16 protein-coding genes are annotated in these 17,218 nt (G+C 65.2%); 13 read left to right on the top strand and 3 right to left on the bottom strand.

What is annotated here, in order from left to right; translation table 11 throughout:
- The first annotated feature begins 5 nt into the window (after positions 1–5).
- From ACZBJS_RS10725 to ACZBJS_RS10665, 13 genes are read left to right on the top strand one after another with little or no spacing between them, the layout of a single operon-like run.
- Positions 6–992 carry a DUF58 domain-containing protein gene (locus ACZBJS_RS10725; protein ID WP_310881887.1) on the top strand — a complete coding sequence of 329 codons (987 nt, stop codon included), beginning with the start codon at positions 6–8 and terminating at the stop codon, positions 990–992.
- A complete protein-coding gene (locus ACZBJS_RS10720; RefSeq protein WP_253638951.1) occupies positions 985–1,476 on the top strand; it encodes a DUF4381 domain-containing protein in 492 nt (163 codons plus the stop codon). The genes ACZBJS_RS10725 and ACZBJS_RS10720 overlap by 8 nt, the downstream gene beginning before the upstream one ends.
- Positions 1,469–2,467: a vWA domain-containing protein gene (locus tag ACZBJS_RS10715; RefSeq protein ID WP_316396285.1), complete on the top strand. Its 999-nt coding sequence runs from the start codon at positions 1,469–1,471 to the stop codon at positions 2,465–2,467. The genes ACZBJS_RS10720 and ACZBJS_RS10715 overlap by 8 nt, the downstream gene beginning before the upstream one ends.
- Positions 2,460–3,980: a VWA domain-containing protein gene (locus tag ACZBJS_RS10710; protein ID WP_253638953.1), complete on the top strand. Its 1,521-nt coding sequence runs from the start codon at positions 2,460–2,462 to the stop codon at positions 3,978–3,980. Before ACZBJS_RS10715 ends, ACZBJS_RS10710 begins: the two co-directional genes overlap by 8 nt.
- Complete coding sequence (locus ACZBJS_RS10705) at positions 3,977–5,371, top strand: BatD family protein (RefSeq protein ID WP_316396286.1); 1,395 nt, start codon at positions 3,977–3,979, stop codon at positions 5,369–5,371. The genes ACZBJS_RS10710 and ACZBJS_RS10705 overlap by 4 nt, the downstream gene beginning before the upstream one ends.
- Entirely contained in the window at positions 5,368–6,426 is a 1,059-nt protein-coding gene (locus ACZBJS_RS10700) for an HAD family hydrolase (RefSeq protein ID WP_316396287.1), read from the top strand. Before ACZBJS_RS10705 ends, ACZBJS_RS10700 begins: the two co-directional genes overlap by 4 nt.
- Positions 6,423–6,665, top strand: a complete 243-nt coding sequence (locus ACZBJS_RS10695) for a DUF3302 domain-containing protein (protein WP_057021056.1) — start codon at positions 6,423–6,425, stop codon at positions 6,663–6,665. Before ACZBJS_RS10700 ends, ACZBJS_RS10695 begins: the two co-directional genes overlap by 4 nt.
- On the top strand, positions 6,665–7,606 hold the full coding sequence (locus ACZBJS_RS10690) for an HlyD family secretion protein (RefSeq protein WP_316396288.1): 942 nt from the start codon (positions 6,665–6,667) through the stop codon (positions 7,604–7,606). The genes ACZBJS_RS10695 and ACZBJS_RS10690 overlap by 1 nt, the downstream gene beginning before the upstream one ends.
- A 15-nt stretch (positions 7,607–7,621) precedes the next feature.
- Entirely contained in the window at positions 7,622–9,055 is a 1,434-nt protein-coding gene (locus ACZBJS_RS10685) for a DUF1254 domain-containing protein (protein ID WP_316396289.1), read from the top strand.
- A gap of 41 nt (positions 9,056–9,096) precedes the next feature.
- Positions 9,097–10,560 carry a DUF1254 domain-containing protein gene (locus ACZBJS_RS10680; protein WP_316396290.1) on the top strand — a complete coding sequence of 488 codons (1,464 nt, stop codon included), beginning with the start codon at positions 9,097–9,099 and terminating at the stop codon, positions 10,558–10,560.
- Entirely contained in the window at positions 10,557–11,576 is a 1,020-nt protein-coding gene (locus ACZBJS_RS10675; RefSeq protein ID WP_316396291.1) for a DUF1254 domain-containing protein, read from the top strand. The genes ACZBJS_RS10680 and ACZBJS_RS10675 overlap by 4 nt, the downstream gene beginning before the upstream one ends.
- Before the next feature lie 49 nt (positions 11,577–11,625).
- On the top strand, positions 11,626–12,651 hold the full coding sequence (locus tag ACZBJS_RS10670) for a SphA family protein (RefSeq protein ID WP_316396292.1): 1,026 nt from the start codon (positions 11,626–11,628) through the stop codon (positions 12,649–12,651).
- Between the two features lie 21 nt (positions 12,652–12,672).
- On the top strand, positions 12,673–14,775 hold the full coding sequence (locus ACZBJS_RS10665) for an adenylate/guanylate cyclase domain-containing protein (protein WP_316396293.1): 2,103 nt from the start codon (positions 12,673–12,675) through the stop codon (positions 14,773–14,775).
- Positions 14,776–14,904: 129 nt separating this feature from the next.
- Here ACZBJS_RS10665 and ACZBJS_RS10660 read toward each other — a convergent pair whose 3' ends face one another.
- From ACZBJS_RS10660 to ACZBJS_RS10650, 3 genes are all read right to left on the bottom strand, one after another.
- A complete protein-coding gene (locus ACZBJS_RS10660; RefSeq protein WP_057021052.1) occupies positions 14,905–15,186 on the bottom strand; it encodes a hypothetical protein in 282 nt (93 codons plus the stop codon).
- Positions 15,187–15,280: 94 nt separating this feature from the next.
- Positions 15,281–15,874 (bottom strand): MarR family winged helix-turn-helix transcriptional regulator, encoded by a 594-nt coding sequence (locus ACZBJS_RS10655; protein ID WP_463438701.1) that lies wholly within the window; start codon positions 15,872–15,874, stop codon positions 15,281–15,283.
- Positions 15,871–17,184, bottom strand: a complete 1,314-nt coding sequence (locus tag ACZBJS_RS10650) for an MFS transporter (RefSeq protein WP_168856273.1) — start codon at positions 17,182–17,184, stop codon at positions 15,871–15,873. Before ACZBJS_RS10650 ends, ACZBJS_RS10655 begins: the two co-directional genes overlap by 4 nt.
- Positions 17,185–17,218: the final 34 nt, after the last annotated feature.

Raw genomic sequence — 17,218 nt, 5'->3', positions numbered from 1 at the left:
CCATGATGACGGAGACATCAGCCAGAACGCCCGGTGTCTACGTCAGTCTCGACGACCTGATTGCGCTCGAATTCAGGGATCGCAGGGTTTCGTTCCTGCCGCGCCAGCCGGTGCATAGTCTGCTGTCGGGCCGGTTCGCCTCGCGCATGCGCGGCCGCGGGCTGAACTTCGAGGAGATCAGGGACTATCGCCCGGGTGACGATGTCCGCGAGATCGACTGGAAGGTCACGGCGCGGCTGCAGAAGCCGCATGTGCGCGTCTTCAACGAGGAGCGCGACCGTCAGGCCCTGCTCGTGGTCGATCAGCGGCTGTCGATGTTCTTCGGCAGCCGGCGCGCCATGAAGTCGGTCACCGCGGCCGAGACCGCCGCGATCGGCGCCTGGCGTGTGCTCGGCGTCGGCGACCGGATCGGCGCGATCGTGTTCAATGACAGCGATGTCGTCGAACTGGCGGCGCGGCGCAGTCGGGCGACGGTGTTGCAGATATTGTCCACCATCGTCGCGCAGAATCAGGCGCTCGGCGTCGGCCGCGGCATCGTCCCGGCGTCAGGTATGCTCAACCGGGCGCTCGAGCATGCCGAGCGGCGGACGATGCACGACGCCACGGTGATCCTGATCAGCGATTTCGATGGCGCCGATTCCGCGACGCGCCGGATGATCGGGGCGATCGCCCGGCATAACAACGTGGTCGCGGTGCTGGTCCACGATCCCTTGCAAAGCGATTTGCCTGCCTCGAGCCGGATGACCGTCACCGATGGCGAGCTGCAGATTCAGCTCGAAGTCGGCCGCGAGAGCGTCCGCAAGAGTATCGCGCAGGCGTCGCAGGAGCGGCTGCGCGGCGTATTCGCGTGGACGCGCGAGCTTGGCATTCCGGTGCTGCCGCTGAGCACAGCCGAGGAAACGGCGCCGCAAATCCGGCGTCTCCTGGGCGGGCTGCCGGCCCGGCACGGACGCGGTGGCGGTCACGCCCGAGCGGAGGCGGCTCTTGGCTGATCCCCAACCCGTCATTGTGGATCCCGTCGCGGGCCTGATCGATATCCCGCTGCCCCCGTCGGTGAGCCTGCTTCCGGCGACATGGGCGTCGCGGATCGTGATCGTGCTGGTTGCCGCAGGCGTTGTTGTTGCGACGTGGCGCCTGCTGCGGCGTTTCCGCGCCAACCGCTATCGGCGCGCGGCGCTCGCGGAGCTTGACCGGCTGCTGCAGACACAAGGCGGCGTCCCGGAGGGAATGGCCGCGAGTCTTGCGCTGCTGGTGCGGCAGACCGCGCTCGATGCCTTTCCGCGCGAAACCGTCGCGCCACTTGCCGGCGCGGGCTGGCTTGCGTTCCTCGACCGTAGCTATGGCGGGAACGAATTCTCGCAAGGCGCGGGACGGCAGCTCGCGACCGCGCCGTACAGGCGGACGACGGCGGATGCCGCCGATCTAATGGCGCTGCAGGATCTGGTGCGGCGCTGGATCAGGGGGCACCATGTTTGAGTTCGCATGGCCCTGGATGCTCGCGCTCCTGCCGCTGCCGATCCTGGTGTGGTGGCTGCTGCCGCCGTATCGCGCGCGGCAGGCGTCCGTGATGGTGCCGTTCTTCGACCGCCTTGCGGCGGCAACCGGACAGACCCCGCAGCGCGGCGCCGTCGTGCTGCAGCGGCGGCGCATCCAGATGGTGACGGCCGCATTGATCTGGGCGCTCGTCGTCGCGGCGCTGGCGCGGCCGCAATGGGTCGGTGATCCCGTCACGCGCGAGGTTTCGGCGCGCGATCTGATGCTCGCGATCGATATCTCCGGCTCGATGGACCAGCGCGACTTCCGCGGCAGCGATGGCGCGACCTTGACGCGGCTCGACGGCGTCAAGCGCGTGGTCGCGGATTTCATCGCGCATCGGCACGGCGACCGCGTCGCGCTGGTGCTGTTCGGCACCAGGCCCTATGTGCAAGTACCGTTCACGCAGGATCTGCAGACCGCGACCGCGCTGTTGGCGCAGATCGAGGTCGGCATGGCCGGACAGCAGACTGCGATCGGCGACACCATCGGGCTTGCGATCAAGACCTTCGAGACAAGCAAGGCGCGACAAAAGCTTCTCGTCCTGCTCACCGATGGCAACGATACGGCGAGCCGCGTCCCTCCGGAGCATGCCGCCGACATCGCGCACCAGAACGGCCTCGTGATCGACACGATCGGCGTCGGCGATCCGGCCGCGACCGGCGAGAACCGCGTCGATCTCGGCGTCCTGCGGTCGGTCGCCGCCACGACCGGCGGCCATTTCTACCGTGCCGAGGACGGTGCGCAGTTGCAGGCGATCTACGCGGACATCGACCGTCTCGCGCCGGCCAAGCTCGATACGCTGTCATGGCGGCCGAAGCAGCCGCTGTTCCAGTGGCCGCTCGGCGCCGCCGTGGTGCTGTCGCTGCTGCTGTGGCTCGGCCTTTCGCTGGAAAGCGGGCTGGGACGAAGGGGAGCACCCGGCCATGCATGACGCGGCCGCGATTCCCTTCCATCTGCTGCGGCCGCTGTGGCTGCTCGCGCTGATTCCCGTCGCTGCCGTCTTCGCATGGGTGCGGTGGCGGCAGAGCCCGCTAGCGCAATGGGGCGGGGTGATCGCGCCGCATCTGCTCAACCATCTCATCGTGCAACCGGGGACGGGACGCGGCGTCAGCCCGCTTTATCTGGTCGCCGCCGCGCTGTCGCTCGGCATCGTCGCGTTGTCCGGCCCGACCTGGCGGCGTGAGCTGCCGCCCTTCGTCGAGGACAAGGCGCCGCTGATGATCGCGCTGTCGCTCGATGCAACGATGGAGCAGAGCGACGTCGCGCCGACGCGGCTCGAACGCGCCAAGCAGAAGATCAGGGATCTGCTTGCGGCGCGCGCCGGCGCGCGCACGGGGCTGATCGCCTATGCGGGCACCGCGCATCTGGTGATGCCGCTGACCGACGATCGCGCCGTCATCGAACCCTTTCTCGCCGCGCTTGCCCCGGGCCTAATGCCGTCGCCCGGGAAGAACGCCGTCGCGGCGGTGGCGCTCGCCGCAGAAGCGCTCGCGACCGAAACCGTTCCCGGCACGATCCTGCTTGTCGCCGACGACGGTGGCGACGAGGAGGGAGCGGTTCGCCAGGCCGCCGGACGGAACGGCCTGGTCAAGCTGAGCGTCACGCCGAACAAGGGCGAAAGGTTCGCGCTCGGTTCGGACGTCGTCCAGGTCAGCATCGACGACGCCGACATCGCGGCGCTCGAGCGCCGGATCGAAACCCGCTATCAGGCCGCGCAGGGTGACGCGTTCGGTACGCAATGGCGCGATGAGGGCTTTTGGCTGCTGCTGCCGATTGCACTGCTCAGCCTGCTCTGGTTCCGGCGCGGCACCACGGTGGCCTGGGTTGTCGCCTTCGTCTGTCTGTCGCACGTGTCATCCGCGAGGGCGGAGGAGCCGCGCCGTTTTGCCGATCTGTGGCTGACGCCGGATCAGCAAGGACGCATCGCGTTCGATCGCGGTGACTATGCGACCGCGGCCAAGCGCTTCTCCGATCCGATGTGGCGCGGCATCGCCGCCTATCGTGCGTTCGACTTCCTGACGGCTGCGCAGGAATTCGCGCATGTCGAGACGCTCGAGGGACGCTTTGCGCTGGCTAACGCCCAGGCGCAGAACCACGCCTATGAGAAGGCGATCGCCGCCTATGACGAGGTTCTGAAGATCGCGCCCGGCCATGTCGCCGCGAAGACCAACCGTGCCATCGTGGTGGCGGCGCTGAAGGCGAAAGAGGAGAAGCGGAAGAAGCAGGAGCAGGACGACAGCGCGCCGCCGGACGAGAAGGCCGACGAGATGCGGGTCGACCCGACCCAGAAGGGCGGCAAGCGGATCGAGGTGAAGCCGACGGATCTCACCACGGCCGGCGCCGCCGAAGCCTGGATGCGTCAGGTCCAGACCACGCCGGCTGACTTCCTCAAGCTGAAATTTGCGATCCAGGACGCGACGCGGCCGGCGGGGACGAAGCCATGAGGCACCCGCTCGCCGCCGTAGCCCTGATGATCGGACTGCTCATACCCTGCGCGGCGCTCGCCCAGCAAACCGCGCCGGAGCCGATCTTGCGGGTGACGATCGATCCGCCGCGCGTCGTGGTGGGGCAGGCGGCCACGCTGCGGATCGACGTGCTGGCGCCGAACTACATGACGGCGCCACCCGAGCTGCCCGACTTCCAGGTCCGCAATGCCGTGACCCGTCAGTTGCGGAGCATCAATGAAAACGAGCAGCGGGACGACCTCACCTATGCCGGCGTCCGGTTCGAATTCGCCATCCATCCGCAGGAGCCGGGCAGCTACGCGATCGCCGGCCAGGCGATCACCATCAAATACGCCGCCGAGCCGCCGGCGACGCGCGAGGCCACGCTCGCGCTGCCGCCGATCGCATTTGAGGCCTTCATCCCGGACGCGGCCTCCGCCCTGCAGCCGTTCCTGGCCGCGCGCAATCTGTCGATCGAGCAGACCGTCAACCGTTCGTCGGATCAGCTCAAGACCGGGGACGCCGTGACGCGGACCGTCACCGTCAAGGCCGAAGGCATTCCCGCGATGCTGCTGCCGCCGGTGAAGTTCACCACGTTCGACGGGCTCAAGCTCTATCCTGCGCAGCCGTCGCTCCAGGACAAGACCGACGGGCGCACCGATGTGCTGTCCTCGGCGCGCACCGACAGCGGCGTCTACATGCTCGAGAAGGCCGGCGACTATGTGCTGCCGCCGATCGACCTGCGTTGGTGGAACACCGGCGCGCAAAGCATCGATGTGGCACATCTCGACCCGGTAACGCTGCACGTGGAGGCGAACCCCGCAGCCGGCGCTGCGTCCTCCGTCGGCACCTCCGGCCCGCGCCGGTCATGGGGCGCGCTGCGCGATGTCGTCGCCGACCACTGGCTGTCGATCGCGCTCGTGCTCCTGGCGCTTGCCGGGCTCGGCTGGCTGATGCCGCGGATGGTGCGGGCGATCGCGGCGCGTCTTCGCCGGCGTCGCGAGGCCTATCTCCGCTCGGAAGCGTTCGCCTTCAGCGAGCTGCGGCGCGCCGCGCGCCGTGGCGATGCCAAGGCGGTCTACTTCGCGCTGCTCGACTGGCTGCAGCGGTTCGAGCCGGTCGCGCCGCAGCATACGGTCGAGGCGTTCAAGGCCGTCGCCCATGATGCCGCGCTCGATGACGAGATCGGCGCGGTCGAGCGCGAGCTGTTCGCGCCGTCTGCCGGCGCGGCGCGCTGGTCACCGCACCGGCTGCTGCGCCACATCGGCGGTGCCCGGCGCAGCATACGACACGAGACGGCGCGCGCCGCAAGGCACAGGGCGCCGGGACAACTCAATCCGGTTGACGATCGTGTGCTGTCGCTCAACCGGCAGAGGAGGCCTGCGAGATGAGCCGCGATGTTGGTGCCTTTGCCGTCTCGAAGAGATTGCTGCTGATCGCGTTGATCGCCCTGCCGCTCAGCGCGCTGGCGCCGGCGTGCGCGCTGAGCCAGGTCGATCCCTTACCGTCCTGGAAAGACGGCGCGGCGAAATCGGCGATCGTCGATTTCGTCGCGCGCGTCACGACACAGGGCGGGCGCGACTTCGTTCCGCCGGCCGAGCGGATCGCGACGTTCGACAATGACGGCACGCTGTGGACCGAGCAGCCGTTCTACTTCCAGCTCGCCTTCGCGTTCGACCGCGTCAAGGCAATGGCGCCGGAGCATCCGGACTGGAAGACGCGGCAACCCTTCAAGGCGCTTATCGAGAAGGACACCAAGGCGCTGGCCGCGAGCGGCGAGAAGGGCCTCTTGCAGATCGTGATGGCGACGCATGCCGGCATGACCACCGATGCGTTCGCAAATCTGGTGCGCGATTGGCTCGCGACCGCCAGGCATCCGCGCTTCAACCGGCCGTATGACAGCCTGGTCTACCAGCCGATGCTGGAGCTACTGGCCTATCTCAGGGCCAACGGCTTCAAGACCTTTGTCGTATCCGGCGGCGGCGTCGAATTCATGCGGCCGTGGATGGAGCGGGTCTACGGCATCCCGCCGGAGCAGGTGGTCGGCTCGTCCGGCGTGGTGAAATTCCAGATCGGCGCCGACGGCAAGCCCGTGCTGATGAAAGAAGCCAAGGTCGAGTTCATCGATGACGGCCCGGGCAAGCCGGTCGGCATCAACCGGTTCATCGGCCGCCGCCCGATCTTTGCGTTCGGCAACTCGGATGGCGACCTGCAAATGCTGCAATGGACCGTGGCGGGGTCGGGCGCGCGCTTCGCCGGCATCGTGCACCACACGGATGCGGTTCGTGAATATGCCTACGACCGGCAATCCAGGATCGGCAAGCTCGACAAGGCGCTGGATGCCGCCAGCGCGGGTGGCTGGACCGTGGTCGACATGAAGCAGGACTGGAAGGAGGTCTTTCCGCCCCTGACCGCGGCCGGCGCCGCGACGGAGGCGAAGCCATGAGCGGCTACGACATCTTCGCCTGGATCGTGCTCGTCATCCTAGTCGCGAGCGCGATCGGCGTGTTCTGCATCGCCGGCTGGCTGCCCGGGCACATCGCGAAATCGCGCAATCACCCCTATGCGCAGGCCGTGATGGTCGCCGGCTGGATCACCTTGATCTGCGGCTTTGCGCTGTGGCCGATCGCGTTCATCTGGGCCTATGTCGATGTGCCGGCGCCGCGCCGGGCGGGAGATGCGTGATGGGTGTCGCGATCTTCAACGTCTATCTGGTGCTGCTGTTCCTCTTGGTGCATTTCAAGATCGTGCGCTTCAACCTGTTCTGGAAGGCGTCTCCCTTCATCGTGCTGGTTCTGCTGCTGTTCGGCCTGCTGGTGCCGATGGGCTGGGGCGCGCCGCAGGGCTCGGCGCTGGTCGTGCGCAACGCGGTGTCGATCGTGCCGGACGTCGCGGGCGAGGTGACCGAGGTGCCCGTCGTCGCCAACGTGCCGCTGAAGGCCGGCGACGTTCTGTTCAAGATCGATCCGACGCCCTATGACGCGCAGGTCAAGGCGATCACGGCGCAGCTCAAGCTGTCGAAGACGCGGCTTGCGCAGATGACGACGCTTTACGAACGCGACGCCGGGCGCGGCTTCGACGTCGAGCAGCGGCAGTCCGAGGTCGACCAGCTCAGCGGCCAGCTCGAGGCCGCACAGTGGAACAGCGACAAGACACTGGTGCGGGCGCCGGCCGACGGCTATGTCACCAACCTCGCGCTGCGCAAGGGCGCGCGGGTGTCGAACCTGCCGCTGTCGCCGGTGATGGCGTTCATCGATACCTCGAACACCATCATCGGTGTCGAGATCAACCAGATCGACGCGCGCTACGTTGCGCCCGGGCAGGAGGTCGAGGTGACCTTCAAGTTCGCGCCCGGGCAGATCTACTCAGGGAAGGTCGAAAGCGTGCTGCAGGCGATCGCGACCGGCCAGGTCACGACCTCGGGCACGGCCGTTGCGCCGAAGGCGATCGAGGCGGTGCCCTTCGTCGTGCGGGTCAGGCTCGACGATGCCGCGTTCGCCAACCGCCTGCCGGCCGGCTCGACCGGAACGGCGGCGATCTACACCGACCATCTGAAGCCGACCCATGTCGTGCGCCGCGTGATCCTGCGGCAGCTCGCGATCGTCAATTATGTGAATCCGTTTTGAGTGATGGAGATTGTCATGAAGCCATTGATCGCCGCAGGACTTGCGCTGATGATGTCGACTGCATCGGCGTATGCCCAAACGCCGTCCAGCGATGATCTGAATCGCCGCCTGATCGAACGCCGTGCTGTCGAGGCCGTGATCTGGGGCATTCCCGCGGTCAACACCGATCTGATGCGGCAGGAGATGCTGACTAGGACGCCGGGCAAGGTGGGGCAGGTGATCTATTGGGGGCGTCCGCTTGATTGGCACAACCAGACGCTGACGCCGAATCCGGACGCGCTGTACTTTATGACGTTCTTCGACACGCGGAATGGTCCGATCGTGCTCGATCTCCCGCCTGGCGATGCGAACGGATCATTCAACGGCAATATCGTCACGGTCTGGCAGATGCCGCTCGAGGATGCGGGCCTGCTCGGCGTCGACAAGGGTGCCGGCGGCAAGTTCCTGATTCTGCCGCCGGGTTACAACGGCCCGAAGCCCGACGGCTACATCGCGCTGCAGTCCGACACGTTCGGCGGCTACATGCTTCTGCGCTCCAACCTCAAGAGCCACGGCGATGCCGACGTCCAGGCCGCGATCGCCTACGGCAAGCGCATGAAGGTCTATTCCCTGGCGCAGGCGGCCAGCCCGCCGGCGACGGTGTTCAGCGACGTGAAGGACACCGATTTCGATTCCACCATTCGCTACGATGCGGCTTTCTTCGAGCATCTGAACCGGATCGTACAGGACGAGCCGTGGATCGACCGGGATCGGGTGATGATCGATAGCCTCAAGTCGATCGGCATCGAGAAGGGAAGGCCGTTCGCTCCGTCCGAGGCGATGAAGACGGTGCTTGCGTCGGCGGCGAAGGAGGCGGGTGCCTGGCTGGCGGCGAAATACGACGCCGGCCTGCCGCCGTTTTTCTCCGAGACCAGCCGCTGGACATTCCCGGCGCCGCCGGACGTCGTCAAGGCCTACTCCGACGGGTTCGCCGATCCGAACGCGTACCCGACCGACAGCCGCGCTCTCGCCTACAGCTACGCCTATATCGGCATCAAGCGCCTGGGCGCCGGTCAGTTCTATGCGATCTCGATCCGCGACAAGGCGGGCGATGCCTTCGACGGCAGCAAGACATACCGCCTCAACGTCCCGGCCAATGTTCCGGTCGAACAATACTGGTCGGTGACCGCCTACGATCGCGCGACCCATGCGTTGATCAAGAACGTCGCTCGGGCCAGCCGGTCCTCGCAAATCCCCGACCTGAAGAAGAACCCGGATGGCTCAGTCGACATCTATATCGGGCCGGCGGCTCCGGCCGGGCAGGAGACGAACTGGCTGCCGACCGACCCCGCGCGCAAGTTCGAGCTGATGGCGCGCTTCTACGCGCCAAAGAAGGAGTTTTTCGACAAGGTGTGGAAGCTGCCCGACGTCGAGCGGATCGCCACCACAACAGGCGGTTCAACGAAATGAAGCGCCGGGAATCAGTTATCGGTACAACAGGGAGTTGCGTGATGAAGGTCCGTCTCTTGCTCGCCACCGCCGCCATTGGGCTCGTTTGCGTTATCCCGGCGTCGGCGCAAACCCAAGCGCCTTACGCGTTCGAGCGCGGCTATCCGACGGCGGATACGACCAGGCGCGCACGCGATGACGCCGACTTCCAGCGGGCGATCACCGCCTATCGGTTCTGGTATCCGACCGTGTCGGTCGAAGGCATCTTCAACGGCAACCGTGAGGTCGGCATCAAGGACGGCGAGAAGATGGGAATCGCCGCGACCGGGCCGCGCCAGGTCGGCTTCACGCTGAACTCCGATACCCCGTATGGTTCTGCTACGCTCGACCTGTCCAAGGGGCCCTACGTCATCGAGCTGCCGCCCGGCGCTTATATCGGCCTGGTCAACGACCATAACCAGGGCTGGGTGCAGGACCTCGGCCTGCCTGGTCCCGATGCCGGCAAGGGCGGCAAGCACCTCGTGCTTCCTCCCGACTACAAGGGCAAGGTCCCGGAGGGCTACTACGTCGGCCGCTCGAAAACCTATAAGAACCTTCTCGCTGTGCGGGCGCTGCCAGTCGGCGGCGACGTCGATAAGGCGATGGACGCGTTGCGCGCCTTGAAGGTCCATCCGCTCGGCAGCAACGCCAATCTTGCGATCGTCGATACGAGCAAGGAGAAGCTGGACAGTTCCTCGCTGCGTTGGGAGGACAACGGTCAGTTCTGGCAGGTGCTCAAGCGGATCGTCGACGAGGAGCCGATCGTTCCGTCGTTCCTGCCGATGTATGGGCTGCTGTCCGAACTTGGTATCGAGAAGGGCAAGCCGTTCGCGCCCGACGCGCGCATGACCGACATCCTCGCGCGTGCGGCCAAGGCTGGGCGCGACCAGATGCTGGTGTCGGCCTTCGACAGCGCACGGCCCGATCGTATCAACTGGCCGGATCGCAAATGGGAGTGGGTCGGCCTGACGCCGGGCAGCGCGCAATTCGAGACGCCGGCCGGCATGGATCTCGAGGCGCGCGACCGCTGGTTCGCGCAGGCGATCGTCACCTCACCGGCGATGTTCCGCCGCACGGCGGGCGCTCGTTCGCTCTACTGGATGAGTGTGCGTGACAACAACGGCGCCTTCCTCGATGGCGGCAAGAACTACACGCTGAGCATGCCGCAGCCGGTGCCCGGCAAACTGTTCTGGTCGGTCACCGTCTATGACACGGCGACGCGATCGCAGGTGCAGACCGATCAGGATCGCGGCGCGCTGCGCTCGATGTTCGAACTGAAGGACATCAAGGGCAGCGCACCGGCGCAGCTCTATTTCGGCCCTGACGCGCCCACGGGCCACGAGGCGCACTGGATCAAGACACAGCCCGGCAAGGGTTGGTTTGCCTATATTCGCATCTATGGGCCGGAAGCAGCGGCCTTCGACAAGAGCTGGAAGCCGGGCGACTTCACAGAGGTGAAGACCGTCACCACCGGGAGCACGAAATGATGCTGCGGAACTTCCTCTTTGGTGGTGTCCTTTGCCTCGTGGGCCAAAGTGCATCGCTCGCGCAATCGCCGGTGCCCGTCACGGTGGACAATTTTGCCCGTGCCGAGTCCGACCTCTATCTGGGCAATCTCGCCAAGGGGGTCGGCCTCGGAATGCTCAACCATCGCCGCGAGCCGGCCAGCATCGACAACCAGACCGTCATCCGGCTCAACCGCGATACGCTCTATACATCAGGGGTGTTCGACCTCGACGCCGGGCCGGTGACGATCACGATGCCGGACCCTGGCAAGCGCTATATGGCACTGCAGGTGATCAGCGAGGATCATTATGTGCCCGCGGTCTATTACGGTGCCGGCAAGCGCACGCTGACGCGCGACAACGTCGGCACGCGCTACGCGGTGGTCGGAATTCGGACGCTCGTCAATCCAAACGATCCGAAGGATCTCGAACAGGTCCACGCGCTGCAGGATGCGATCAAGGTTAGCCAGAAAGGCACCGGCAAGCTCGAACTTCCGAACTGGGACCCCGCCAGCCAGAAAGCCATTCGCGAAGCGCTGCTTGCGCTCAATGATTACACCGGAGGCTTTGCGCATGCTTTCGGACCCAAGGGGCACGTCGATCCTGTCAGGCATCTGATCGGCACGGCCGCCGGCTGGGGCGGCAATCCCGACAAGGACGCCACCTATCTGAGCATCACGCCTACGAAGAATGATGGCACGACGGTCTACAAGCTGACCGTCCGCGACGTCCCGGTCGACGGCTTCTGGTCGATCAGCGTCTACAACGCCAAGGGATATTTCGAGAAGAATTCCTACGACGCCTACACGCTGAACAATATCACCGGCGCGAAGGGCCCGGACGGCTCCGTCGCGGTCCAGTTCGGCGGCTGCGACGGCAAGCTCCCGAATTGCCTGCCGACCATGAAGGGCTGGAACTACACGGTCCGGCTCTACCGTCCGCGGGCGGAAATCCTGAACGGCAAATGGAAGTTCCCGGAGGCGCAGGCGGTTAACTGAAGCGCGTGCGAATCCGCTAGGATGGCCTGAATGAAGTGGGGAGATCAGGATGAGGATGGTCAGAAATCACAGGTGCGCCGCATTGGGCATCATCGGCGCGCTCGCGCTGTCGGCAATGCCGCGAACGGCGCTGGCCGACGCGGGTGGAGTGAGCTTCTGGCTGCCCGGCGCGTTCGCGAGCCTGACCGCCGCGCCGGCCATGCCTGGTTGGGCCTATGAGACAATCTACATCCACCTCGACCAAAGCGCCAACGCGGGCAAGAATTTCGTCATCGGCAACCGGGTGCCCGGATCGGTCGTCGCCGGTCTCAATGCGCATGCCGACGTTCTCGTGGAAGGATTCACCTACACCTGGGCTCAGTCGGTGCTTGGAGGCCAGGCCGCCGTAACCTTCCTTACCGCGCCGGGAAATATCGGCGTCGGCGTGGACGCGACGCTGACGGGGCCGCGGGGCAATACGGTCTCGGGCGTCGCAACCGACAACCGCAACACGGTCTCCGATGTCTTCTACCAGGGCACGCTGAAATGGAATCAGGGTGTCAACAACGAGATGTTCTACATCTTCGGCAACATCCCGAGCGGGACCTATGACAGCAGCCGCCTCGCCAATCTCAGCTTCGGATTCACTGCGATCGATGTCGGCGGCGCCTATACCTATCTCAATCCGGAAACCGGCCAGGAGTTCTCGGTGCTGGCGGGCGTCACCTACAACGGAATGAACAAGGATCTGCAGTACCAGAACGGCATCGACTTTCACGTCGACTGGGGACTTTCGAAGTTCGTCGCCAAGAATGTGCATGTCGGTGTCGCCGGCTACTATTTCCAGCAGCTCACCGGAGACAGCGGTGCCGGCGCGACGCTCGGTGATTTCAAGGGACGCGTCGCCGGCATCGGCCCGCAGGTCGGATTCATCTTCCCGGTGGCCGACGGCTATCAGGGCTATCTGAACCTTCGTGGCTACAAGGATTTCGCCGCAGAGAACCGGCCGGAAGGGTGGACGGCGTGGGTGACGTTCCAGCTCTCGCCGGCCGCGCCGGCTACTACACCGACGAAGCCGATCGTGCGCAAATATTAGCGGAGGCGAACGACGAGCTCGATGAGTGATGCGCGCGAGACCGGCCGGGGGCCGGTTCGTATCGGCTTCCGCACCTCGATCATCACGGTGGTCATCGCCGCGGTGCTGGTGGTCGGACTGACGCTGGTCTATCTCAGTTTCAGGCGGGTCTCGTCGATCACGCAGATGGCCGCGAGCACCTTCATCGACAAGGTGGGGCAAATCGGCGCCGATCGCATCGACGCGCAGTTCAAGAATGTGCGCGACAACCTCGAGATCCTGGCAGGAATTCCGGCCATCCAGGAGGCCGACGTCGCCGACAATGTCAGGCTCTACGCCCTGCTGGCCTCGATGCTGCGCAACAATCCGCAGATCTTCAACCTCTATGTCGGGTACGAAGACGGCTCCTTCCTTGAGATGGACGTCATCGATCGCGCCAAGCCGCAATTCCGCACGGCGCTGAATGTCGCCGCCGACGCCGTCTACCGCGTCGTCGTCATTGCCCGCTCCGGGGCGGCCGCCGCGGCACCGGTGACGCTGTTCCTGTCGGAAAACCTGACCAAGGTCGCCGAGGTGGCGGGGCCGCACAGCTACGACCCGCGGCGGCGTCCCTGGTATGTCGATGCCTTAAAGGATCGCAAGACGCTGCTCACCGGGCCTTATGTGTTCTACGCGACCGGGGAGCCCGGCTACACGCTGCGCACGCCGCTGAGGGAGGGCCGCCGCGGGGTGGTGGCCGCTGACCTGCTGCTCAATCGCCTCGAGGAGATGCTGAGCCGGCAAAAGCTCGGAAAATCGGGGCTGGCCTTCCTGTTCAACGACGCCGACCGCATCGTCGGCCATCCCGAGATGCGCGAGCTGATGACGGAACGCAGCGACGCACTGCCCCGGATCGACGTCCTCAAGCTTCCCGGCCTGTCCGCGGCGATCCAGGCCTGGCGCACCGACGGGCTCGCCCAGCAGTTCTTCACCGACGCCGACGGACGGACCCTCGTCGCGGCCTTTCACCGCATCGAGACGGCCGGTGCGGCCAACATCCACCTCGCGGTGGTCGCCCCGCTCGACGAGTTTTTCGCCAAGATCATCTCGGAGCGGCGCGCGCTGTTCGCCGTCGCGCTCGGCTTTGTGATCGCGATGCTCCCTTTCGCGTTCTGGCTCGGCTCGCTGCTCGCCCGATCGCTGCGCGAGCTGGCGCGGCAGACCGACGAGATCCAGCGCTTTCAGCTCGCCGACCGGCCGCGGATGCAATCGGCCATCGACGAGATCGATGAACTGGGCCGCTCGGTGTTTACGATGCGCACCGTCGTACGCAACTTCTCAAGCTTCATTCCGCAGCCGATCGTCCGTCAGCTGATGCAGTCCGGAGCCTCGCTGCAGCTCGGCGGCATCAGGCGCGAGGTCACGGTTCTCTTCACCGACGTCGCCGACTTCACCGCGAAGACCGAGAAGGCGGACCCCTCGCAAGTCATGATCTTCACCTCGCGTTATTTCGCCGCGATGTCGGAGGCGATCATGAAACACCATGGCACCATCGACAAGTTCATCGGCGACGCCGTGATGGCACTGTGGAACGCGCCGGACGAGGATCCCGATCACGTCGTTCATGCCTGCGAGGCCGTGCTGGACTGCGTTCACCGCAATGCCGAGCTCAACCGGGCTTTCCGCAGCGAAGGCTGGCCGGCCTATGGCACGCGGTTCGGCCTGCATCTCGGCGATGCCGTGGTCGGCAATGTCGGCTCCGCCGCCCGCATGAGCTACACCGCGCTCGGCGCCACCATCAATCTGGCCTCGCGTCTCGAAGGCCTCAACAAGAACTACGGCACGCAGGTCCTGGTGAGTGCAGCCGTGAAGGCGCGTGCCGAACACAGATTCGCGTTCCGCAGCGTCGACCAGATCCGGCCGAAGGGCTTTGCCGACGCGATCACGGTCTACGAGCTGTGCGGCGAACGCGGCGATTCGGAGCTGACGTTCTGCGCGCGCTGGGAAGCCGTCTACAGTTCGATCCGGTACGCGGAGCCCGCCGCGGCGGCGCTGCGCATTGCCGATTTCCTGGTCGAGTACCCCTGGGATTGTGTCGCGCAGTACCATGCCGAACGGCTGCGCAACGCGGTTCAGCAACCGTTGCTTGATCTACCGGTGCCCTGAGATGCAGGGAGAGGAAATTAGATCCGACCCTCGATCTTCCAGGGCCGCTTCGGTCGTTGATCGAGATTGCGTGATCGCCGATGCGATCGTTTCGGCCGCCCCCGCAACAGGGGCGCGTAACGCCGGTGGCTAGGCGGCCATCAGTTGCTGAAGCGCAACAGCCTGCTCACGGGTCTGGAATGCGATGGCGGTGTGGGTAAAGCCCGACGAGGCCTGGGTCTGCGCGATATGATTGAGGACCTCGTTGCCCTTGACCACGTGAAGATCCATTCCCTGGCCGGCCGGGAAAATCCCCAGAACGACGTCGTAGGCCTCGATGATGGCCTTCAAGGCGCCACCCTTGTCTTCCGACGCGTCGATAAAGATACGAACATCCGCGGCGATACTACGAAGTTCGTCAAAGTCGATCACTGGAAGTCTCCCATACGCAACTCACTGATCGATCCTAGCTACAACTTGCTTACTGAAACATAAATTACGCGGGTTCCTCACCGGACAAGTGTTGCTAGGCGCCGGTCGGCGGCCTCCGCTTCGCAATGCGTTTGACCGGCGCATGGGCCGGCACGGCGTTCGAGGTCTGGTCGGCCATGTGGGGAATGCGGTGCTCGATATGCGCCACGACCCGGAAGAAGCTCTCCAGCGCCTTGGCGTCGAGGCCGGCCGTGAGGTTGCTGTGCCGGCGCAGGATTTCATCCAGACTGCGATCGAGCAGCGCCACGCCTTGCGCTGTCAGCCGAATCTCGGTCCGGTTCCGGGCGTTGCCTCGCACCGGCGTCAGCTCGATCAGGCCCTTTTTCTTCAGCGAGGCCGTCTCGCGGCTGACGACGGCCTTGTCCAGTTGCGCATTGGTCCAGATGTCGTAGGCGCTTGCCGGTTCATGCTCCCTGAGAAAGGACAGCACCCGCCATTCCGCGAGCGATACGCCGTAGGCTTGCGGGAAGAAGGCATTGGCATTGGCGCGCAACTTCGCGACCAGGCTGGACAGCACCGTGGGCACGTAACGTTCGAAATCGATCACCAGCTCCGAGCCCGTGTTCCCTTGCGCGGCGCGGCGCGGGTCAGGGGCTCTGTTGCGGTTTGCGCCAGTCCGGCTCTTCATTCTTTCACGAGTTGAGTGCGCGCGATCAGGACCAACGCCGCCGCGACCAGGAGAACGCCTGTTACCACGAGGAATCCGGTGGTGAAACTGCCCGAGGCGTCCTTGGCGCGTCCGATCACGATCGGGATGGTGGCGCCTCCGATGCTGCCGATGGTGCTGACCAGGCCGATCGCGCCCGGCGCGCTCTGCCGCGACATGTAGGACTGGGGAATAGTCCAGAACACGGCCTGCGTACCATAGACACCGACATTGGCAACCATGAATCCGATGATGATCCAAACCGGCGATGTTGAAAAGGCCGCCATCGCGAAGCCGGCCGCTGCGATCACGAAGGTCATGGCCGCATAATAGAAGCGCTCACCGACATGGTCGGAGTGCCGCGACAACGCGATCATGCCGATCAGGCCGGCGACGGGCGGGATCGCGGTCACGAAACCGACCTGTGAATTCGGCAGCCCGAACGACTTGATGATTTGCGGCAGCCAGGGAAACAGCGAAGCCAGGCCGCAGAACAGGCCGAAATTGCACAGGCCGAACAGCAGCACCATCGGCTTGGTGATGGTCCTGAGCACGCCTTCGGCATGCACCACCCCGGTCGCCTTGGCGTCGCGCTCCAGCGCGCTGGTCAGCCAGTTGCGCTGCGCCGTCGACAGCCAGCTCGCCTGCTGCGGGCGGTCGGTCAGATAGAAGATGCCGACGATCCCGAGAATGACGGGCGGCAGGCCTTCGAGGATGAACAGCCATTTCCAACCCGAGATGCCGAACACCCCGTTCAGCTCGAGGATCGCGCCGGAGATCAGCGAGGCGAAGATATAGGAGATCGGCACCGCATAGTTGAACATCGCGTTGTAGCGGGCGCGGTAGCTGAATGGAAACCAGAGGCTCAGCAGCAGCATCACCCCGGGAAACAGGCCGGACTCGGCAAATCCGAGGAAGCCGCGGAATGCATAGAGGCTGAGCGGACCCTGCGTGAATGCCATCAGCATCGTGGCGATGCCCCACAGGATCGCGATCCGCGTCAGCGTGACGCGCGCGCCGTATTTGCTGAGGATGAGATTGCTCGGGATCTCGAAGATGGAATAGGTGAAGTACATGATGCCGACCGCGATGCCGAACTTCTCGGCATTGAGCCCGAGCTCCTTGTTCATCTGCAGCGCGGCAAAGGAGATGTTTCCGCGGTCGAGAATGGCGAGGAAATACATCGCCATCACGAACCACATCAGGCGCAGCGCGACCTTGCGGATTGTGGTGCGTTCGATCTGCGGATCGGCGGTCGTTATCGCCGCCTTGTCCATCACGACTTCGGTCATCCCTGTTTCCCCCGATTCTTGATTTTTGATGGTT

It is taken from the genome of Bradyrhizobium sp. KZN70725 (genome assembly GCF_055264925.1).
The sequence above is the reverse complement of the archived record's forward strand: the minus strand, read 5'-3'. Positions and strand labels throughout refer to the sequence as shown.